The 22,581-nt window shown below is 37.9% G+C and carries 12 protein-coding genes and 1 pseudogene; 7 read left to right on the top strand and 6 right to left on the bottom strand.

The genetic code is table 11. The features are described from left to right. The first annotated feature begins 2 nt into the window (after positions 1-2). Positions 3-620: a low molecular weight phosphatase family protein gene (locus tag G551_RS0109605; protein WP_027885380.1), complete on the top strand. Its 618-nt coding sequence runs from the start codon at positions 3-5 to the stop codon at positions 618-620. 60 nt (positions 621-680) lie between these two features. Here G551_RS0109605 and G551_RS0109610 read toward each other — a convergent pair whose 3' ends face one another. Next, positions 681-1,223, bottom strand: coding sequence for a DUF2911 domain-containing protein (locus tag G551_RS0109610; protein WP_027885381.1), 543 nt, complete (start codon positions 1,221-1,223; stop codon positions 681-683). 228 nt (positions 1,224-1,451) lie between these two features. On the opposite strand from G551_RS0109610, the gene gyrB reads away from it, so the two are divergent. From gyrB to secDF, 5 genes and pseudogenes are all read left to right on the top strand, one after another. Next, positions 1,452-3,389 carry a DNA topoisomerase (ATP-hydrolyzing) subunit B gene (gyrB, locus tag G551_RS0109615; RefSeq protein WP_027885382.1) on the top strand — a complete coding sequence of 646 codons (1,938 nt, stop codon included), beginning with the start codon at positions 1,452-1,454 and terminating at the stop codon, positions 3,387-3,389. Between the two features lie 73 nt (positions 3,390-3,462). After that, the gene (locus G551_RS0109620; RefSeq protein WP_156876776.1) at positions 3,463-4,467 is read left to right on the top strand and encodes a DUF6588 family protein; all 1,005 of its coding nucleotides are present in this window, start codon (positions 3,463-3,465) and stop codon (positions 4,465-4,467) included. A 37-nt stretch (positions 4,468-4,504) separates the two neighbouring features. Continuing rightward, positions 4,505-5,496 (top strand): annotated as a pseudogene (locus tag G551_RS15640) (DUF6588 family protein). Positions 5,497-5,597: 101 nt separating this feature from the next. Further along, positions 5,598-6,524: a malate dehydrogenase gene (gene mdh / locus G551_RS0109630; RefSeq protein ID WP_027885384.1), complete on the top strand. Its 927-nt coding sequence runs from the start codon at positions 5,598-5,600 to the stop codon at positions 6,522-6,524. A 153-nt stretch (positions 6,525-6,677) separates the two neighbouring features. Continuing rightward, positions 6,678-9,677 (top strand): protein translocase subunit SecDF, encoded by a 3,000-nt coding sequence (gene secDF, locus G551_RS0109635; protein ID WP_027885385.1) that lies wholly within the window; start codon positions 6,678-6,680, stop codon positions 9,675-9,677. Positions 9,678-9,979: 302 nt separating this feature from the next. Here secDF and G551_RS0109640 read toward each other — a convergent pair whose 3' ends face one another. The 5 genes from G551_RS0109640 to folE form a co-directional block, all read right to left on the bottom strand. Continuing rightward, positions 9,980-10,477 carry a DUF192 domain-containing protein gene (locus G551_RS0109640; RefSeq protein WP_051191354.1) on the bottom strand — a complete coding sequence of 166 codons (498 nt, stop codon included), beginning with the start codon at positions 10,475-10,477 and terminating at the stop codon, positions 9,980-9,982. Further along, the gene (gene lgt / locus G551_RS0109645; protein ID WP_027885387.1) at positions 10,467-11,294 is read right to left on the bottom strand and encodes a prolipoprotein diacylglyceryl transferase; all 828 of its coding nucleotides are present in this window, start codon (positions 11,292-11,294) and stop codon (positions 10,467-10,469) included. Before lgt ends, G551_RS0109640 begins: the two co-directional genes overlap by 11 nt. A 73-nt stretch (positions 11,295-11,367) precedes the next feature. Next, positions 11,368-11,604, bottom strand: coding sequence for a membrane protein insertion efficiency factor YidD (gene yidD, locus G551_RS16420; RefSeq protein ID WP_084626395.1), 237 nt, complete (start codon positions 11,602-11,604; stop codon positions 11,368-11,370). 4 nt (positions 11,605-11,608) lie between these two features. After that, positions 11,609-13,093 carry a cysteine--tRNA ligase gene (gene cysS, locus G551_RS0109650; RefSeq protein ID WP_027885388.1) on the bottom strand — a complete coding sequence of 495 codons (1,485 nt, stop codon included), beginning with the start codon at positions 13,091-13,093 and terminating at the stop codon, positions 11,609-11,611. 45 nt (positions 13,094-13,138) lie between these two features. Further along, positions 13,139-13,816, bottom strand: coding sequence for a GTP cyclohydrolase I FolE (gene folE / locus G551_RS0109655; RefSeq protein WP_027885389.1), 678 nt, complete (start codon positions 13,814-13,816; stop codon positions 13,139-13,141). A gap of 294 nt (positions 13,817-14,110) precedes the next feature. Between folE and G551_RS0109660 the strand changes: the two genes are divergently transcribed. Next, the coding region (locus G551_RS0109660) for a choice-of-anchor L domain-containing protein (RefSeq protein ID WP_156876778.1) at positions 14,111-22,581 on the top strand (8,471 nt) is incomplete at its 3' end.

The following is a 22,581-nucleotide window of genomic DNA, read 5'->3' on the forward strand; positions in this document are numbered from 1 at the left end:
TTATGAAATTTTATCCTCAACTTCAGCAATTAGTTCAAGAATTAGAACAAGATTTTACTTCAATTTCAGAAGAAAGAAAAACCGATTTAAATCTTTTTGCTGAAAAAATTAAAGAAAGCATTCAGCAATTCGATAAAGCTAAAGTCATCGTAATTTGTACACATAATTCCAGAAGGAGTCATTTAGGGCAAGTTTGGTTAAGATTGGCGGCAGAGAAATATAATTTACCTATTGAAACCTTTTCTGGGGGAACTGAAGCTACCGTATTTCATCCTAATATGATCGAAGCTTTAAAAGCAGCAGGTTTTCAAGTTGAAAAGATGGAAGATGGTGAAAACCCACGCTACCAGATAAATATTTCAGAAGAAGACAAGAATCAGGAACAGCTTTTTTCTAAAGTTTATTCAGATGAATACAATCCGCAGGAAAATTTCATTGCTGTGATGGTTTGTACGGAAGCCGACGGTGGTTGCCCGTTTGTAGCGGGAAGTGTGGCAAGAATTTCGTTGCCTTATCAAGACCCAAAATATGCCGATGGGACTTCAGAAGAAAAAGAAGCTTATCAAAAAAACTTAAAAGAAATAGGTCGAGAAATGCTGTATGCAGCTGCTCAAGTTTAATTCAATAAAAAGCCTTTCAATATCTGAAAGGCTTCTTTATTATTGTTTAGAGCAATTTATTTATTCTCCCACATTTTTCAAAGGAACTTCTACATAGGTATTTGCCCAGCCCATTAATAAATTGGTGCCATTTTCGATTGGCTGAAAAGCGATCGAAAAATCTTCAATAGGTGCTGCCGCTTTTCTTGCCGGAGCTTTAATTCTTAACAAATCTTTGTCGGCGTCGTATTCGTAAGCTCCCCATTGCTTTTGGGCTTTGTTTAAAATAATAGTCCATTCTGTTTTTTCAGGAATGGTATATAAAGTGTAGGTCCCTGCAGGGATGGTTTGGCCGCCAATAGTCATATCTTGATATAAACGCAACTCGGTAGCTTCGTTAGCACCCGTTCTCCAAACATCGCCGTAAGGCACTAATTCTCCAAAAATTTCACGACCTCTCATTTTTGGTCTGCTGTAAATTACTCTTGCCATTGGTGAGTTGTCTTCGTTTCTAATAATACTCACATCCATCGGACTTTTGTCTAGATCTGAAAAATCTTGTGCTTGAGCATCAAAACAAAAAAGACTAAAGACCATTACTAAACTTAAAACTGCTTTCATCATTGTATTTTTGATTTTGTTGAAATATAACTTAAACGCAGAAGTATTATTGTTAAGGTTTTATATATCTTCTGTTAAAATTAAGGGTGCGGTATCTTTTTAAACTTATCGTCGCTTAGAATGGCTATTTTTAATTAATTGTTAATAACTTCAAGGTTTGCAGGCTTTTCAAACTTCAAAAACAAGCTTGCTTTTTCTATATTTGTTTTCTAAGTATGTTAAAATTTGAATATGAGCGAAGAAGTTAAAAAAGATTATTCTGCAGATAGTATACAGGCCCTTGAAGGGATGGAGCACGTACGTATGCGTCCGTCGATGTATATTGGTGATGTTGGCGTTAGAGGTTTGCACCATTTAGTTTATGAGGTGGTAGATAACTCTATCGATGAGGCAATGGCCGGTTATTGTGATGCTATCGATGTGGTAATAAATGAAGATAACTCGATCTCTGTAAAAGATAATGGTCGTGGTATTCCTATCGACATTCATAAAAAAGAAGGAGTTTCTGCGCTTGAGGTAGTAATGACCAAAATTGGAGCTGGAGGTAAATTCGACAAAGATTCTTATAAAGTTTCCGGTGGTCTTCACGGTGTTGGGGTAAGTTGTGTGAACGCACTTTCTATACACCTACACGCTAAAGTTTACAAAAAAGGTCAGATTTGGGAGCAAGAATATGAAAAAGGAAAGCCTTTATATCCTGTAAAAAGTACCGGAGAAACCGACGATAATGGTACTGCAGTAACTTTTAAGCCGGATCCAGAAATATTTAAAGAAGTTACCATATTTAATTACGATACGTTAGCAAAACGTCTTCGTGAATTAGCTTTCTTGAATAAAGGAATCAAGATCTCTTTAATCGATAAGCGAAATACAGATGAAAAAGGAGAATACATTTCAGATCATTTTCATTCTGAAGAAGGTCTTAAGGAATTTATTCGCTTCTTAGATGAAACTCGTGAGCCGATTATTGCCGATGTTGTTTCGATGGAAGGTGAGAAAAACGGTATTCCTGTAGAAGTGGCGATGATTTATAATAATTCTTATAATGAAAATCTTCACTCTTACGTAAATAATATTAATACACACGAAGGTGGTACGCATCTTTCAGGATTTAGAAGAGGTTTAACAACGACCTTAAAGAAGTATGCAGATGCTTCAGGAATGTTAGATAAACTGAAGTTTGAAATTTCTGGAGACGATTTTCGTGAAGGTTTAACGGCTATTGTTTCTGTGAAAGTTGCAGAACCACAATTTGAAGGGCAAACCAAAACCAAGTTAGGTAACCGCGAGGTGACTTCAGCAGTTTCTCAGGCAGTTTCAGATATGTTGGAGGCTTACTTAGAAGAAAATCCTAACGATGCGAAAACTATTGTTCAAAAAGTAATTTTAGCTGCACAAGCACGTCACGCTGCAAAGAAGGCGCGTGAGATGGTACAACGTAAAACCGTAATGAGCGGTGGAGGTTTACCGGGTAAACTTTCAGATTGTTCTGAGCAAGATCCAGAACAATGCGAAGTATTCTTAGTAGAGGGTGACTCGGCAGGTGGAACGGCAAAACAAGGTCGTGACCGTAACTTTCAAGCAATTTTGCCTTTGCGTGGTAAGATCTTGAATGTTGAAAAAGCGATGCAGCATAAAGTTTTTGAAAATGAAGAAATTCGAAATATTTACACAGCTTTAGGGGTTACCATCGGTACAGAAGAAGATAGTAAAGCATTAAATCTTTCTAAGTTAAGATATCATAAAATTGTAATTATGTGTGATGCCGACGTTGATGGTAGTCACATTGCAACTTTAATTTTAACTTTCTTCTTTAGATATATGCGTGAACTTATTGAAGCAGGTCATATCTATATCGCAACGCCTCCTTTATATTTAATTAAGAAAGGAAATAGAAAACGTTACGCTTGGAATGAAAAAGAACGTGACGAAATTACAAATGAATATGCTGGTGGAGTAGCAGTACAACGTTACAAAGGTCTTGGTGAGATGAATGCCGAGCAGCTTTGGGATACGACCATGAATCCAGATTTTAGAACGCTACGCCAAGTTACTATAGATAATGGTGGTGAGGCAGATCGTATCTTCTCGATGTTAATGGGAGATGAGGTGCCACCACGTAGAGAGTTTATCGAGAAAAACGCAGTTTACGCGAATATCGATGCATAATTTTAAATAAAGTTTTATATTTCAAACCCACGACAAAATCGTGGGTTTTTTTATTCATTTTAATTTCTAGTATTTGAAACATCTTTACACGTTATTACTAATATTTTGTATTTCGGGCTTGAGTTTTTCGCAAACTAATTTTGCAGAATTAATTCCTCAAGTAGTTCCAGACATCGAAAAATTTGGGAATGCCTATATCGAAGCTGCTTCAGAAGCAGCGATGTTTAATGTAAATAGCGGCTGGTATACTTCAGCAGAAGCTAAAACTTTTCCTCAGTTTGAAATTAGTGTTTTATCGAATGTAACTTACGTGCCTAATAGTGGAGGTGATTTTGAATTAGATCCTTCAGCATATAATTCGGTTCGTTTTGAAGATGGCTATCAGTCAAAAAATGTAGCGAGTATTTTTGGAAGCGATAAAAACCTGTCGGTTTTTATAAATTATGAAACCGATGAAGGTTTGCAAAGTTTAGAAATAGAACTTCCGCCGGGTGTCGATAATGGAGATGTAAATGTTTTACCAACTTTCTTTGTTCAGGGTAGTTTGGGATTAATAAAAGGAACCGAAGTTAAATTTAGGTATTCGCCAGAGTTGGCAATAGGTGATATTTCAACAGAAATTGTGGGCGTTGCTCTTCAGCATGAAATCACTAGTTGGCTAAAACAAGAAGATTTTTTTGTAAATTTATCAGGATTGGTCGCTTATAGTAGTTTTAAAGGAACTTATCACATCGAAGATGAAGAACCCAATAACGAAGCTTCTATTGTGAGTGATATGGATGCTTGGTCATTTTCACTCATCGCTTCAAAAAACTTGGCAAAATTTACCTTTTTTGGAGGCCTAGATTATTCTATGGCAACATCGGTTTCCCATTTTCAGGGGGTTTATACTATGCCGGAACAAGGCGAGCAATTTCAGGATGTTTTAAATCAAATAGAAATTGAAAATAAAGATTATGGCTTTTCCGGCTCATTAGGATTAAATTATCAAATTAACCATATAAAAACTCAATTAATGCTTAACCTGCAAAAATACAGCAATATCTCGATCGGAGTGGGATATTGTTTTGGTGAATAATTAAAGATTTAAAATTGAAATTATGAAGAAAAAATTGATGTTAGGTTTAGCGGTTCTTGGTTCTTTTTCATTGCAAGCGCAAGATGAAATTCAAACAATTTTGAGAGCCGGGGTTGAAGATGCTACACGATTTAGTGAAAGTTATATAGCGCCGGCCGCAGAAGCTACCATTTATAGCTTAGCTAATGGTTGGTATAACTCCGGTGAGGCAAAGAAACATTACATTTTGAAGTTTCTGTCGTAGCAAATGTGGCTTTGGTGAGTGACGACAAGCAAAACTTCAACTTAAATGTAAATGATTACAATTACATAAGTTTTCCCGATGGCTCACAAAGCAAAAGTGTGGCGACCGTTTTTGGTGAAAATAACCCCGATCAAATGATTGTTGTTGAATATGAAACCGATAATGGCACAGAAACAACACAATTTACTTTACCGCAAGGCTTAGGCGGTAGCAACATTAATTTTGTGCCTACAGCTTATTTACAGGGAAGTTTAGGTCTAGTGAAAGGTTTTGAAGTTAAAGCTCGCTTTTTACCGGAAGTAGATTACGATGGAGCGAAAACTAAGTTTTACGGCGCGGCACTTCAGCACGAATTTACCAGTTGGTTAACAGGAGAAAAATTATTACCCATAGCAATTTCCGGATTAGTTGGTTATAATCGTATCGAAGCTTCTTACGATCTAGATTCAACTCCGGTGCAAGGAAGTAATCAAACTATAAATACAGAAATGAATAGTTGGATGTTCTCTGCGATCGCTTCAACCAAATTACCGGTCATTAATTTTTACGCTGGTTTGGGGTATGTTTCAGGAAATGCAAAAACATATTTAGACGGTTCGTATACGATCGACGAAGGTCCGCTAGCAGGGCAAACTTTAGTGAATCCATATTCTGTTACTACCGATGTGAGTGGCGTTAATGCAACTTTAGGCTTCAAATTAAAATTAGCTTTCTTTAGATTAAATGCTTCTTATAGCTTTCAAGAATACCAGAATGTTAATCTAGGGATAAATTTTGGCTATTAATTCATTTTTAAGCGCTTAAAAATTCCCCTAAGCGAAATCAATTTCGTATTTTAGCAATCGTTTAAAAATTCAATAAATATTATCACTAAAAATTTAAAATAATGAAAGTTACAGTAGTAGGAGCAGGCGCCGTTGGAGCGAGTTGTGCTGAGTATATCGCTATTAAAAATTTTGCTTCAGAAGTAGTCATCTTAGATATTAAAGAAAACTTTGCTGAAGGTAAAGCGATGGATTTAATGCAAACTGCTTCTTTAAATGGTTTCGATACTAAAATTACAGGAAGTACTAACGATTATACAAAAACTGCAGGGAGTGACATTGCAGTAATTACCAGTGGTATTCCGCGTAAACCGGGTATGACAAGAGAAGAACTTATAGGTATTAATGCCGGTATTGTAAAAGAAGTTTCTTCAAACTTGATCAAGCATTCTCCAGATGTAACGATTATTGTAGTAAGTAACCCTATGGATACGATGACGTATTTAGTGCATAAAACCACAGGATTACCTAAAAACAGAATTATAGGAATGGGTGGTGCTTTAGATAGCGCTCGTTTTAAATACAGATTATCTGAAGCTTTAGAAGCTCCTGCTTCTGATGTTGACGGGATGGTAATTGGTGGTCACAGCGACACCGGGATGGTGCCATTAACAAGATTGGCTACTAGAAATAGTGTTCCTGTTTCAGAATTTATTTCAGAAGAAAGATTAAATCAAGTAGCAGAAGATACTAAAGTTGGTGGAGCCACTTTAACTAAAATGTTAGGAACAAGTGCTTGGTATGCTCCGGGAGCTGCAGTTTCTGGTTTAGTACAGGCAATCGCTTGTGATCAAAAGAAAATTTTCCCTTGTTCTACTTTACTTTCTGGGGAGTATGGTTTAGACGATTTATGTATCGGTGTGCCGGTAGTTTTAGGTAAAGACGGTATCGAAAAAATTGTTGAAATCGAATTGAACGATGCAGAGAAAACAAAACTTAAAGAAAGTGCTGAAGGTGTTAAGAAAACCAATGGTTTGCTAGAGCTGTAAGTATTTAAGCTATAAAAAGTAAAGCCTGCTGAATGTGAAAATTCAACAGGCTTTTTTTGTGAAATTTATCTTAAAAAAATAATTGTCATTTCATGTTTGAAACCCTATATTTGTCCGTTTTTAAAAATAGATTAATCAATAACTTAAAGAATAATGCAGAATAAGGGAATAATTAAGCTATTCGCAATTTTATTCGGATTGGTAAGTATTTATCAATTATCGTTTACGTTTATCGCAAATAAGGTAGAAGATGAAGCACAAGCCTATGCGAACCAAAAAATTAGTGAGGATAGAGAAGATTATGCTACGTTAAGAGATCTTGAAGAGCGTAGATATTTAGACTCTATCGGAAGCGAAGAAGTTTTTGCAGGAATTACTTACAATTCCGCAAAAGCTAAAGAGCTTAATAAAGGTTTAGATTTAAAAGGAGGTATTAACGTAATTCTTCAGATTTCAGTAAAAGATATCTTAAGAGAGCTTGCAAATGGTTCTCAAGATCCTGCTTTTACTCAAGCTTTAGAAAGAGCAGATGTATTACAAAGAAACGGTTCTGGAGATTATTTAGAATTGTTTTTTCAAGCTTTTGAAGAAAATGAAGACGCTAAATTAGCTTCTCCAGATATTTTTGCTAACCAAGCTTTAAGTGAAGAGATTAATTTTGATACACCAAACGCGCAAGTAAAAAGTGTAATTACTAGAAAAGTAGACGAGAGTATTACTTCTGCTTTTGAAGTACTTCGTAAGCGTATCGATAAATTTGGAGTTACTCAGCCAAACATTCAGCGTTTAGGAAACTCAGGAAGAATCTTAGTAGAGCTTCCTGGAGCAAAAGATGTAGAGCGTGTTAAAGGTCTTTTACAAAGTACAGCTCAATTAGAATTTTGGGATGTGTATAAAGGGCAAGAGTTATTTCCTTTCTTAGGTCAAGCTAACGAGAAATTAAAAACCTTAGTAGGTGAAGAAAAAGCAGAAGCTCAAACCGATTCTACAGAAGTTTCTGATGACGATAGTATCGATGATCTTTTAGAAAATGCTGAAGAAGAAGAAACCGCAGAACAAGGGGAAAATCCTATTTTCGATCTAATCCAAGCAACAGGACAGCAAGGAGGTCCGGTAATTGCTAGTTTTCAAATTAAAGATACTGCAACTGTAGGTAAATATTTAAGAATGCCTCAAGTTAAGGCGTTGCTTCCTGCAGAGCAACGTTACGCTAAATTTGTTTGGGGTAAACCAATGAGAGATAGCGAACTGGTAGATCTTTATGCTTTAAAAGGAAATAAAGCTGGTGAGCCAGATTTAAGCGGAAGTGTAATTACAGACGCAACACAAACTTACGATCAATTAGGTAGAATCGTAGTTTCAATGAATATGAACGGTAAGGGAGCTAAGAAGTGGGAAGAAATGACTACCAAAGCTTACCAGCAAGGTTCTCAAATTGCAATCGTTCTTGATGATGTAGTGTATTCTGCACCTGGATTAAGCAGCGGACCTATTTCTGGAGGAAGAAGCCAAATCTCAGGAGATTTTACGGTTGCTGAAGGTAAAGATTTAGCAAACGTATTAAGAGCCGGTAAATTGCCAGCATCTGCAGATATCGTACAAAGTGAAATCGTTGGACCATCATTAGGTCAAGAAGCGATCGATAGTGGTATTAATTCATTCTTAATCGCTTTACTATTTGTATTAGCATGGATGATCTTTTATTACGGTAAAGCCGGTCTTTTTGCAGACGTTGCTTTAGCGGTAAACATTTTATTCATCTTTGGTATTTTAGCTGGTTTAGGAGCGGTATTAACTTTACCTGGTATTGCCGGTATTGTATTAACCATTGGTATGTCGGTCGATGCGAACGTACTTATTTTCGAGCGTATTAAAGAAGAATTAGGTAAAGGGAAAGCGCAGTTCGAAGCTATTAAAGATGGTTTTGGTAACGCACTTTCTTCAATTTTAGATGCAAACATCACTACTGGTTTAACCGGGGTAATTTTATTAATTTTTGGTACAGGACCAATTAAAGGTTTTGCTACTACTTTATTAATAGGTATTGGTACTTCATTATTTACAGCAATTTTTATTACTCGTGTATTTATCGATGGTTATGGTAAAAATGGTAAGTCTTTAGCTTTCTCTACAGGAGCTACTAAAAACTTATTTAAGAATGTAAGTATCAAGTTTATTGCGAAGCGTAAAGTAGCTTATGTAATTTCAGGAATTGCAATTGTAGCAAGTTTAGGTTCGTTATTAAGTGTTGGGTTAAATCAAGGTGTAGATTTTGTTGGAGGTAGAACGTATACGGTAAGATTTGACCAAGCTGTGAATCCAACTGAAATTGAAAATGACTTAGTAGCAGAATTTGGTAGTGCAGAAGCAAAAACTTTTGGAGCAGACAACCAATTAAAAATTACTACAAAGTATAAAGTTGAAGAAGAAGGAACTGAAGTTGATAACGAGATTTCAGAAAAACTTTACGGAGTATTACAAGACTATTTACCGGCAGGAACTTCTTATGATGATTTCGCAGTAGCTAATGAAGATAGCGAAGTAGGAGTAATGTCTTCTATGAAGGTAGGTCCTACCATTGCAGACGATATTAAAGAAGCTTCATATTGGGCAGTAATCGGTTCGTTGATCGTAGTGTTCCTTTATATCTTATTTAGATTTAGAAAATGGCAATTTAGTTTAGGGGCCGTTGCTGCAGTATTCCACGATGTATTGATCATCTTAGGAGTATTCTCTGCAACATATAGCTTTATGCCTTTCAATATGGAAATCAATCAAGCGTTTATCGCTGCGATCTTAACCGTTGTAGGTTACTCGCTGAATGATACCGTGGTTGTATTCGATAGAATTAGAGAGTACTTTAATGAATACACAGATTGGCCATTTAACAAGACAATTAATTCTGCATTAAATAGTACAATTAGTCGTACGGTAAACACCTCGTTAACCACGTTAATCGTATTATTAGCGATCTTCATCTTTGGTGGTGAAAGTATTCGAGGCTTTATGTTTGCTTTAATTATTGGTGTGATTGTAGGTACATATTCATCGTTATTTATTGCAACACCAATTATGTACGATACTGCTAAAAAGAAAAGTGAAGATCTTTTAAAGCGTAAGGAAGAAGAAAAAGAAGAAGAGGAGTTAGTGTAATTCTAAATCTCTTTTAGAAATATAAAAGCCATCTGTTTCAGGTGGCTTTTTTATGGAATGAAATTAAGCCTAACTAATTTGGTTGAAATTTTTTTAAGAGTCCAGTTTGTTTCAGTTTTGCTGTTATTGACTTGTAGTTTTCGTACATCATTTAAAACGTAGCTATAATAGAATATTTTGAATCTATTCAGTGCGCTTAAATGAAGAGAAGTGAGGCTTTTATGTGATAGATGGATTAAAACAAAATCATCCTGTGGAAGTAATGGGAGAATGATTACTGCTGTTGAATAATTTAAAGGAAATTACTCTTCTAAATGCATAATTAATGAATCATTAAGCTGAAGTCCCCATTCAGAAACTTTGCCGCCGTTTACTTCTAAAACAAATTGCGAGGGAATGTTATTCGGAAGGGTTTCTTTACTTAGCGGAGTAGCATTTTCGTTGAACTCTACAATTTTATTTTCTCCATTTACATAGATCAAATCCAACGGAATAAACGTGTTTTTCATATAGAAGTATCGCGGCCGTTCTGTGAAATAAACAAAGATCATCCCTCTGTTTTCTTTCATCGTTCTGCGAAACATTAATCCGGTGGCTTGTTCTTGAGCTGTTTTGGCAACTTCAACCTCAAGATGTTTTAAGGTGTCTTTTTCAGTATTTACAATATAAATCTGACCTTCTTTGGTAAAAGAATGTTTGTCGAATTCAGTTTCTGGAGGTTTGTTTTCTTCATTGCAAGCGCAAAAAAGTAAAATCCCACTCAAGAGAATTCCGGTGAATTGTAAACGCTTATTTTTCAATAGGAGTAGTTTTTTTCGGTCTTAAAATAAAATACAAACCAAGTAAAATAAACGGGATACTTAATAACTGCCCGGTGTTTAAAGCCCAAGCATCGCGACCAACAACTTGCGCCTCTTTTACAACCTCAATTAATAATCTAACTGTCCACAACATCACTAAAAATAAGCCGAAAATAAAGCCTGTCTTTTCCTTTTTGTCGGTTTTCCAATACGTAAACCAAAGAATGATAAAAACGATAATATAACAGCCTGCTTCATATAATTGCGCCGGATGTCGCGGAAAGGTTTCTCCTAATTGTTTAAAGATAACTCCGTAATCGCTATTAGTAGGTTTACCTATAATTTCAGAATTAATAAAATTTCCTATTCTAATAAAAACACCACCAATCGCAACAGGAATCACGATTCGATCTAGGATAAAAAGAATGTTTTTCTTTAAATGTTTTTTGCTGTAAAAATACATTGCGGTGATAATCCCAATTGCCGCTCCGTGACTTGCTAAACCTTGAAAACCGGTAAATTCAAATCCATTTTTAAAGCTGAAAGGCAAAAACACCGAAAGCGGATCTTCCCATAAAAGTTCTGTTTGGTAGAAAAAAACGTGTCCTAATCTTGCGCCGATCAAAGTCCCTAAAACCGCATAAATAAATAAAGGGTCAAGTTTCTCTTCACTTATATTTTCATTTTTGAAGAATTTTTTCATAATGTACCAGCCTAATACAAAGGCAACTAAATACATCATGCTGTAATAGCGAATCATGAAAAAACCTAAATCTATTCCTTTTGAAGGATCCCAAACAATAGCTGAAAATAGCATAGTAGAATTTTAATATTTCGAAATGTAAATATAGGGATTTGAAGTTTTTTAAGGCATCACATCTATAAAACTTCTAATCTTCTTTTGGTGGTACGGGGTCGTAACCGGAATCTCCCCAAGGGTGACATCTGCGAATTCTGTTGAAAGCTAGTTTACTGCCTTTCCAAAGTCCGTGGATTTTTAAAGCTTCAGCCGTGTAATGTGAACACGTAGGTTGAAATCTGCAAGTGGCGGGAGTAAGCGGAGAAATAAAATATTGATAGCCCTTAATAAGCAATAAAAAAGGAGCTATCAATATCTTTTTCAACATAAATTTATAAGCTGAAGGTTGTCCCTTCTTTACTATCTTTTAATTGAATGCCATTGGCAGCGAGTTCGTCTCTAATCTTATCGCCCGTAGCGAAATCTCGATTAGCTCTAGCTTTAGCTCTTAATTGAATTAATAATTCGACCACATTGGCTAAACGCTCGCTGTCTTGATTATTTTCTAGAGCTGTAGCAGCTTCTAAACCTAACACATCAAATATAAATGCGTGTAAAGTTTCTTCTAGTTCTTTAGCATCTGCTGAAGTAATACTTGCTTTACCGGCTTCAACCGCATTGATCATTTTTACCGCTTCAAAAAGGTTGGCGATTAAAACAGGACTATTAAAATCGTCGTTCATCGCATCGTAACATTTTTGCTTCCATTCAGCAATATTTACAGAAGAAGAACTTTCTGTATTCAGCTTCGGAATTAACGCTACGGCATCCATCAATTTATGGAAACCTTTCTCGGCAGCTGTTAAGGCTTCATCAGAAAAATCTAAAATGCTACGGTAATTTGCCTGAAGCATAAAGAAACGAGCGATACTTGGCGAATAAGCTTTGGAAAGCACATCGTTATTTCCTGAGAAAAGATCGTTTGGTAAAATGTTATTTCCGGTACTTTTTGCCATTTTCTTACCGTTTAACGTAAGCATATTGGCATGCATCCAGTAATTTACCGGATTTTTACCGTTGGCAGCTTGACCTTGAGCAATCTCACATTCGTGGTGAGGGAATTTTAAATCCATTCCGCCGCCATGAATATCAAATTCGTTGCCTAAGTATTTTGAGCTCATTACGGTACATTCTAGATGCCAACCCGGGAAACCGTCGCTCCAAGGTGAAGGCCAGCGCATAATGTGTTGCGGTTCGGCTTTTTTCCAAAGGGCAAAATCTTGCGGATTCCTCTTATCATCTTGTGCGGTAAGTTCTCGCGTATTCGCGATCATATCTTCTAACTTTCTTCCGCTTAAAATTCCGTAGTGATTACACTCATTATATTTTAAAACATCAAAATAAACCGAACCATTGGCTTCGTAACCAAAGCCATTATCGATAATTTCTTTAATGATTTCAATTTGTTCAACAATATGTCCGGTAGCTGTTGGCTCAATACTCGGTGGTAAGTTGTTGAATTTATTAAGGATGTTATGAAAATCTACCGTATATTTTTGAACCACTTCCATCGGTTCAATTTCTTCTAAACGTGCTTTTTTTGCGATACGATCTTCTCCGGTTTCAGCATCATTTTCTAAATGGCCGGCATCGGTAATATTTCGAACGTAACGAACTTTATAGCCTAAATGCTTTAAATAACGAAAAACAAGATCAAAAGAAATAAAAGTACGACAATTACCTAAGTGAACATTGCTGTAAACCGTGGGTCCACAAACGTACATACCAACGTAACCGTCGGTTAAAGATTTAAAGGTTTCTTTTTCTCCGCTAAGGGAATTATAGATTTTTAATTCTTGATTTTCGTATAAGGGCATTTTGAATTTTTTAAAATTCTAAGAATAAAGTTGAATGACTTCAGTTTAAAATTCGGTATCTAATTTTATGTAGTCTAAGAACTCGCGACGTGTTGCTGCTTCTTTAAATTTACCACCAAATTCGCTGGTTACTGTGCTACTTTCTATGTCTCGAATACCGCGACTGTTCACACATAAATGCTTTGCGTCGATTACACAAGCTACATCTTCTGTACCTAAAACCTCTTGAAGTTCTTTTACAATCTGCATCGTCATTCGCTCTTGCACTTGTGGTCGCTTGGCGAAATAATCTACGATTCGATTCATTTTAGAAAGACCAACTACCGTTCCGTTAGAAATATAAGCCACATGAGCGCGACCTACGATGGGTAGTAAGTGGTGTTCACAGGTAGAATACACCGTGATGTTTTTTTCTACCAGCATTTCTCCGTATTTGTATTTGTTGTCGAATACAGAAGCTTTTGGTTTTTTATCGGGATGAAGACCTCCAAACGTCTCGTTCACGAACATTTTAGCTACCCGAAGTGGTGTGCCTTTTAAACTATCGTCGGTAAGATCCATTCCTAAAGTTTCAAGAATGTGCTTTACGTCTTCTTTAATAAGGTCTATTTTTTCAAGATCACTTAAATTAAAGGCATCTTTACGAATAGGATTGTCTGTGCTAGTGGCAACGTGGTTGTCACCAATTTCTTCAATATCGTCCAATATCTTGTCAATTTTCATAACTCTTTTCAACTATCTGCTAAAAGTGCAAAGATATAGAAATTAGAATTGTATTGTAGCATAGAGACTAAAATCATAAAATGCTTCTATATTTTAACATTATTTTCACTTATTTTTTTTACTTTTCGAGTTTAAACCCAAGCCCTATACCCTAAACGTTCTTAAATACATGAAAATTCTCTTAAATTTACAGGGGGATTTTTAGAGTTTAGTTGTTTAATAGGTGGAGTCTTGCGATTTTTAAGATTGCAAGCAAGGTTAACCCAATGATATTATTAACGACTAGAATTACTTATGAAAAGAAGACTACCCTTAATTCTCGCCTTTCTATTTAGTATTACCTCAGTTTTATCACAAGATATTTTGATTCAAGACGAATCAATAGATCAATGTGCAGGAGTTTTTTATGATTCAGGAGGGGCTAGTGGCGATCATGCTACGGAAACAACTTATACCTTTACAATTTGTCCCGATACAGATGGACAATATGTAGGTTTAGAGTTTGATGATTTTGATTTAGGAGATGGAAGTACGATGACAATTTATAATGGAGATACTGTTGATGCTTCTCAAGAATTTGGTCAATTTACCGGAACAGATTCTCCAGATGAAATTAAAGCAACTACAGAAAGTGCTACTGGTTGTTTGACAATCGTTTTTGAAGCCGGTGATGAAGCTGCAGCAGGATGGTCGGCAGAAATTACTTGTAATGATCCAGATATTTGGGTGAATGATTATCAAACCACAGGAGTCTATAATCAATGTTCAGGTAATTTTTATGATTCTGGTGGTCCAAATGGTCTTTATACACAAGAACCAGATACACCGCAGGTATATACGGTATGTTCTTCAGATCCTGATTTAGTGATCGAAGTGCAGTTTACCTTATTTTCAGTGGCTGTAGCAAGTGATGACGTGTTGTTAATTTATGATGGAGATTCTACAAATGCTCCTTTAATAGGAGAATATTCTTCTAACCCTGGTACAATTATGGCTTCAGGAAGTAACGCTTCTGGTTGTTTAACTTTTGAGTGGGTTCCAGATGGTATAACTTCTCCGGCTCCGGGATGGGTTGCAGAGATAACTTGTAGAGAACCTTGCCAATCTTTTGATTTTGTTGATTTGGAGCTAGACCCTTCTCAACCGGGAACAAATGGCGCAAATTATGATGTAGCTGTAGGTGAAGATATTAATTTTGAAGCTTTTATTGATTTTGGGGAATCTGGTGAAAATGCCACCTATACTTGGAACTTTGATGATGGTACAGTTATCGATGATGATGCAACCGTAAGTCATGCGTTTTCAAATACAGGTTTTTATGATGTGGTTTTAACCGTAGAAGATACCGAAGGTTGTGAGTACGAATTAGAATTTCAAGTAAACGTAAGATTTTATGCGGTTGAAGTAGATACGAGTTATACAGTGCCAGAATTAGTAGAAGATGTATTGATTAATAACGATTGTGCGCAAATCTCTAATATTACGTGGCGTTCAGGAAATGCTATAGAAACAGATGCTGGTATTGGTTACTTTAACGGCAATAATTCTTCATTTCCAATGGAGGAAGGAGTGGTTTTATATTCAGGGAATGTTAATGAAGTGCCAGGACCGGAAACAGGTAGTCAAAATTCTGGAGGTTGGTCAGGTGATCCCGATTTAGATGATTTGATTGATCAGATTGAAGGGCCTGGAAGTTCATCTTCTAATGATGCTACATTAATCGAATTCGATTTTTTAACATTTGCTGATCAGATAAGTTTTAATTTCTTGTTATCTTCTGATGAATATGGAGGTTTTCAGTGTAGCTATTCAGATCCTTTTGGTTTCTTTTTAACAGGAGAAGATAATGTTACTCAAAATATAGCTTTAGTTCCGGGAACTACAACTCCGGTAGCTGTAACAACAGTAAGAGATAATGCTCATAATGGTGGTTGTAATTCGGTAAATCCACAATTTTTTGATAAATTTTTTGGCTCGACAGGCTTGCCTCCCGCTACAGCGCCTATAGATTCACAAGGTTTTACAAGAACTATGACTGCGCAGGCAGCAGTAACGCCAGGAGAAACCTATCATATCAAATTAGTGGTAGGAGATCGAGGCGATAGTATGTTGAATTCTGCTGTATTTTTAGAAGCGGGAAGTTTTAATATAGGAGATATAGATTTAGGTGGTGATATTACGCAAACCACTCCAGAAGCTACTTGTTTAGGTGATTTTGTAACCTTAGATTTAGAGTTAACAATTATAGAAGGCGTTGAGATTCAATGGTATCAAGATGGTACTGTTATTCCTGGTGAAACAGGTACGACTTTAGATGTAACCGAGCCCGGAAATTATATGGCAGAATTTACATTTGATCCAGATGGTACCGGCACAAGCGGTTGTTCTAGTTCAGACACGGTTTTAGTTGAATTTTTACCGACTCCAGTAGTAGATGGTCAAGCTCCAGATGATTTATTTGCATGTAGTACAGAAGGTGAATCCGAGATTTTCAATCTTTTAGACCAAAATGAACAAGTTTTAAATGGTCAAGATCCAGATGAATTTCAAATTACCTATTATGAAGTACAACAGATGGCTGAAGCAGGAATTAACCCTATTCAAGATCCTGAAAATTACGAAGTAGCTCCAGATCCAGATTGTACAACTTTATTCGTAAGAATTGAAGGTATAGTAGAAGGACAAGTAACAGATTGTTTTTCTGTGTATCAATTCCAAATTTGTGTAGGAGATATTAATGTAAGTGAAGATATTATCGATCTATTTGAAGGAGATCCAAATGCTGATGAAGTTGCAGTATTTGATTTAACAGAAAATACCACTTTAGCATTAGGAGAACTTTTAGAAGAAGACTATACAGTTACTTACTTCGAAACCCAAGAAGATGCAGTAGATAATACAAATGTGATTGATAATCCGGAGGAATATGAAAATGTAAATAATAATCCTCAAGAAATTTTTGTAAGAATTGAAAGTGTAGATAATGAGGAGTGTTTAGCTACTAATGGTAGTTTCTTTGTAGAAGCATTACCTTGTGTAGCTAATGCAGTTGAGAATTTAGCGCAATGTGGTAATGGTGTAGATGAAGTTTCGTTTGATTTAACTCAAAATACAGCGATGGCTCTTGGTACTCAAGATGAAGATGATTATACCGTTAATTATTTTGAAACTGAACAAGATGCTATTGATAATGTAAATGAAATCACAAACCTTACTAATTATGAATTAGTTTCTGGAGAACAAGAAATTTTCTTAAGAGTTGATAACGATCTTGTAGATGAATGTTACAATACCATCAGTTTTACAGTTACCGTCAACACCATTCACATCGGCGATTTAACAGCAGAAGTGATCGAGGAGTGTGATGAAGATAGTAATGGCAGTGCAAGTTTTGATCTTACCGAGCTCAATGGAGCTGCTTTAGACGGGCAGGATGCTACCGCTTATACGGTAAGCTATTACGAAAGTCAGGCCGATGCCGATACCGGAATGGCAGCAGCGATTACAAATCCTAACGCTTATGTGAACCAATCAGCTAACCCACAAACGATCTTTGTACGTGTAGAAAACAATAACGACCCTTCTTGTTATGAGACGAGCAGCTTTTTAATTCAAAGCTTCCTAAGTGGAATCGCTAATACGCCAAACCCCCTTTACATCTGTGATAATGGTCAAAGCACCAATGTGATCGATCTAACCCAAAACACCCCGATCGTATTGGGAGCACAGTCCTTAGCTGATTTTAATATCACCTATTACGAAACCCAAGCAGCAGCCGATGCTAATGAAGTAGGTATTACAGACCCTTCCAACTATACCTATTTAGAAGAAGACCAGGAGATCTTCGTACGTATCGAAAATATAGAACGAGAAGAATGCTACAACCTAACAAGCTTTGAGTTGAATGTAACTACGGTGGTGATCGGAGCTGTTGATCTTCAACAAGAATGTGATAACGGAACCCCGGGTACGGCCTTTTTCGATCTAACGGAGAACAACATAGCCGCTTTAGCGGGTCAGAGTCCTTCTAATTATACGGTAGATTACTATGCGAGTCAGGATGATCTGGATAATGATGTGGTTATTGCTGATTATACGAACTATGAAAATACCAGTAATCCACAAACGGTTTATGTTAAGGTAAGCTCATACAATCCACAAGATTGCTTTTTAACCACGAGTTTTGATATCGAAGCGACCCCATCGGCAGCGATCTTCGATCCAAGTCCTTTAATGGCTTGTGATAGTGATAACGATGGCTTTTATACCTTGTTCGATCTAAGTTCAAAAGATCAAGAGATTACGGGAGGTAATGATGATGTAAGTGTGAGCTATCACTTAACCTTAAGTGATGCCGAAAATAATGTAGATGCACTCAATAGTCCTTATTCAAACATTTCTGCCTTTAACCAAACGGTTTATGTGCGCGCTTTAGATGAGCTTAACGGCTGTGTGCAGACCACTACTTTAGAACTTCAGGTATACGATCGTCCGATGATCGAGACCCCTGCCGATCTAGAGGCTTGTGATGATGCAACCGCTGATGGTCAGACGTATTTTGATCTTACTTCTGTTGAAGAAGAAGTTTTAGACGGCTTGAACCCTGCTGATTATGAGATCACTTACCATAACAATGAAGCCGATGCTATTGCAGGAGGAAATGCTATTAGCGGTCCGGGAGGTTACTTCAGCCAAGCGCCAACTCAACAAGTATGGATCCGAGTAGAAGACATCGTAACTCCGGCAGGATGTTATAGTGTAGAGCCGTTAACCTTGATCGTTCACCCATTACCGGAGCCGGTACAACCTACAGCGCTTGAGTCTTGCGATGATCTAACAAGTGGTAGTGATACCGACGAACTAGTGGTTTTTGATCTGACCGAGAAAGAAGGAGAGATCACCGGTGGAGATACTTCTCTTAGTGTTATTTGGTATGCTACTCCGGCAGATTTTAGTAATGGTGTATCTATAGCCGATCCTCAAAACTATACCAATGACCTAGATAATGCACAAACCATTATCGCCGAGGTTACCGATGAGCAAGGTTGTAGTGCAACGACGACCTTAACCTTGATCGTGAACCCATTACCATCACCAACTCCAACCGACGAGTTGGAGGCTTATGTGATCTGTGATGATGATAACGATGGTTTTGCAGAATTCGATCTAAGCACCTACGAGGAGGAGATCGCCAATGGCGAGGCCGATGTAGAGATCACGTTCTATGCCACGCAGGCTAATGCAGAAGGAGGAGATCCTGATGATGAGCTTCCTAACCTTTACACCAATATCCAGGTGAACACGCAAGTGATCTATGCGCGTTCGACCAATATCAATACCGGTTGTTACCGTTATGTAGAGCTCACCTTAAGTGTTACTGCTTTACCGGATTTTGTCGAGACCGAAGACGGAGCATTAGATCTGTTTATCTGTGATGGGGAAGATGGGAATAACACAGGGATATTTGACCTGACCCAAAACACTCCGTTGATCTATGGAACTCAATCAGCAGAAGACTTTAGCGTGAGCTATTACGAGAGTGAAGCCGATGCAGCCAATGCAGAAGATCCTATCGGCAACCCAAGTGCTTATTCCAATGCAGGAGTAAGTCCGCTTAGCGTATGGTTCCGTATCGAAGATGAAGATACCGGTTGTTACCGTATCGGTTCGTTTGGCTTGAACGTAGGTAGTGATCCTTCTATTAGTAATCCGAGTAAATTGAGCGTTTGTGATGATAGTGCATTGGCCGCTGATGATGAGATCGGGCTTTTCGATCTTACAGCAGCGATCCCGGAGATCACCAACAACGATACATCATTAAGCGTTTACTTCTATGAAAATGCAGCAGCTTTAGCCGCTGATAACCCGATCGCAGATCCGGAGAATTATCAGAATATTGCTAATGCACAGACTTTAGAAGTTCGTGTGATCGGCGAGAATACGTGTCCGGCTCATACCACCTTAACTTTAGAGGTCACTCCTAATCCGAGTTTAGCTTTAGAATTAGAAGCTATCGAAGAATGTGATGGTGATAATGATGGGTTTACCGAATTTGACTTAGAGGCAGAGATCGATAATATTTTAAATGGAGAGCCTAATGTGACCATTACGTTCCATATTAGTGAGAATGCCGCAAATTTAGGTACTAATCCGATCACCAATACAGATGTCTATAGTACCACCAATATCTATCAAACCATTTATGTACGTGCTGAGAATACCGGTCCTAATGGCAATGATGGTACCGGGTGTTATACGGTGCGTCCTTTAGAGTTGATTCAGATAGCTTCACCGGAGATCCAATTAGAGCTAGAAGATCTCTATGTATGTGATGATGAAAGCCCGAATGGATTTACCTCTTTCGACCTTACTCAGAATGAAGACAATATTTTAGGCGATGTAGACGCGAGTGATCTAGAGATCACTTACCACACTAATGAGCAGGAAGCCATTGATGGAGTCAACGCTATTGCGGTACCAACCAACTATACCAATACGAGCAATGGTCAAACTATTTATGTTCGTTTAGAGAACACCACTACCGGTTGTATCGATACCTTTGGTTTTGATGGGGACAATAGCTTTACCTTAAATGTAAATGAATTACCACCGTTAAGCTACCCAACCGATCTCAATGTCTGTGATGATGATTATGACAATGATCCTTATAGCAGCACCCTTTTTGATCTTACTGTAAAAGAAACCGAGATCTTTGGAGGAGTGCCGGCAGTACCATCTCAATACGAGTTTACCTATTATGCCAATGCAGAAGACCTTAATAACGGAATTGCGATCGATACTCCGGAAGGATATGAAAATATAGCCAACCCACAAACCATTTATGTGGTGGTTGAAGATACTTCGGGAACCACAGTACAATGTAGTGCAGAGGTTAGTTTCGATCTTCAGGTTTTACCATTACCAAGTCCATCGACAACCGATCCTGATGTATTACGTCAAACCGCTTGTGATGATGATAACGACGGAGTCGCTTTAGACCCTTTCGATCTTAGCTTAAGTGGTCAATTGATCAGTCAGGGAGAAAATGTAACGATCAGTTATTACAAAACACTTGAAGCGGCAGAAGATGAAGATGCAGCCGAACTTATTGGTACGCCAACCGCTTATCTCAATGAGCCGAGTTACAATGAAGTCGATCAAACCGGCGCACCTACCAATGTACAGGTGATCTATGCCCGTGTCGATAGCAATGCCACCGGGAACTTCTGTTATGTGGTGGTTCCTTTTGAATTGGTAGTGCAACCGGTACCGGTCTTGAATGAAGCTATCGACGACCTAGCCTTTGGATATACCGTATGTTCAGACGATGCCGGCGGACTTACCGGAGCTTTCTATCCGGAAGATGTAGCCGGGCAAGTGTACGATTATAACGGTGGGGACTTTGATACTTCACTTATCGTTCCATTATTAGATCAAAACACCCCTACTAACGGAGTGATCGAGGATTATACCTTAAGCTTCCACTTTAGCGTAGCAGATGCATTAGCCGGAGAGAATGCTGTACCTTTTGGCTATCAGGCCTCTAATGGCGAGCAGTTCTATATCCAGTTAACCCATACCTTAACCGGTTGTATGCTTACTGAAGAAAGTGACTTGGGTATTTTACATATCAATGTAGCGCCAAGACCAACTATCGCCGATGTAGACCTATCGAGAATGCTATGTTCTAATAATGAAGGAGAAGATACCGCTACGATCAACTTGCAAGATTTCGATACTAATATCGATAATAATGCCACTCCGCCTACCACCGAGGTGTATTATTACGCTAGTGAAGTAGATTATGACAACGGGGACCGAATCCCGGAAACAGCAGAATCAACTTACCTAGCGAGTGATGGCGATGTGATCTATGCTGAAGTGATCAATACCGATACCTTCTGTACCAGCACCAATGTAGTGATGATCCCGATCACGGTAGATGCACGTCCAAGTGTAGATATCAGTGATTATGATCAGTTGTATATCTGTGTAGACAGCGATCCAAGCACACCGGTAACCGATGGTGATTATAGTGCTATTATTATTGACACCGGACTTGATGCCACTGCTTATAGCTTTGAATGGACCTATGGCGGTACTGTACTTGCCGGAGAGACCGGCCCTAGCATCACCGTAGGAGGCGGAAGCAGCAATCCACTACAAGCAGGAGACTATAGTGTGCAGGTATTCGATCTAAATACCTTAGATGAGAACAACAATAACTGTGGAAGTGATATTGATACGGTCACGATCTTAGAGAGCAACCCACCGGAGTTTGAAGTAGCACCAACTTCTTTAGGCTTTGAAGGAGAGCATAGCTTACAGGTATTTAATGTAAGCGGAATCGGAGAGTATGAATTCAGTATCGATAATGGACCTTGGGTAGATCTTTCAGGTGTAACGATCGACTTTGACGGGCTATCAGCAGGAACGCATATTGTTTACGGAAGAGATAAAAACGGATGTGGGGTGACCGCCTCAGAGGTGATCTCGTTTATCGACTTCCCACCATTCTTTACCCCGAATGATGACGGGTATAATGATTACTGGAACATCATTGGTCTCGATACTCCGCTCAACCGAGGGGCTAAGATCTTTATCTTCGATCGCTACGGGAAACTCTTAAAACAGTTAAGCCCAAGCTCAAGAGGATGGGATGGCACCTATAACGGTAACCCATTACCTTCAGGAGATTACTGGTTCAGTGTAGAATACCAAGACCCGGGAATCCCTCAAGAAGACGGTAGCCTGGCAGAGCCTAC

The sequence above is a fragment of the Mesonia mobilis DSM 19841 genome, from assembly GCF_000423405.1.
GTDB lineage: Bacteria > Bacteroidota > Bacteroidia > Flavobacteriales > Flavobacteriaceae > Mesonia > Mesonia mobilis.

What these genes read in the sequence shown, in the direction of transcription:
- G551_RS0109605 (WP_027885380.1), top strand. Translation starts at nt 3, where the DNA reads ATGAAATTTTATCCTCAACTTCAGCAATTAGTTCAAGAATTAGAACAA.
- G551_RS0109610 (WP_027885381.1), bottom strand. Translation starts at nt 1,223, where the DNA reads ATGATGAAAGCAGTTTTAAGTTTAGTAATGGTCTTTAGTCTTTTTTGT.
- gyrB (WP_027885382.1), top strand. Translation starts at nt 1,452, where the DNA reads ATGAGCGAAGAAGTTAAAAAAGATTATTCTGCAGATAGTATACAGGCC.
- mdh (WP_027885384.1), top strand. Translation starts at nt 5,598, where the DNA reads ATGAAAGTTACAGTAGTAGGAGCAGGCGCCGTTGGAGCGAGTTGTGCT.
- secDF (WP_027885385.1), top strand. Translation starts at nt 6,678, where the DNA reads ATGCAGAATAAGGGAATAATTAAGCTATTCGCAATTTTATTCGGATTG.
- lgt (WP_027885387.1), bottom strand. Translation starts at nt 11,294, where the DNA reads ATGCTATTTTCAGCTATTGTTTGGGATCCTTCAAAAGGAATAGATTTA.
- yidD (WP_084626395.1), bottom strand. Translation starts at nt 11,604, where the DNA reads ATGTTGAAAAAGATATTGATAGCTCCTTTTTTATTGCTTATTAAGGGC.
- cysS (WP_027885388.1), bottom strand. Translation starts at nt 13,093, where the DNA reads ATGCCCTTATACGAAAATCAAGAATTAAAAATCTATAATTCCCTTAGC.
- folE (WP_027885389.1), bottom strand. Translation starts at nt 13,816, where the DNA reads ATGAAAATTGACAAGATATTGGACGATATTGAAGAAATTGGTGACAAC.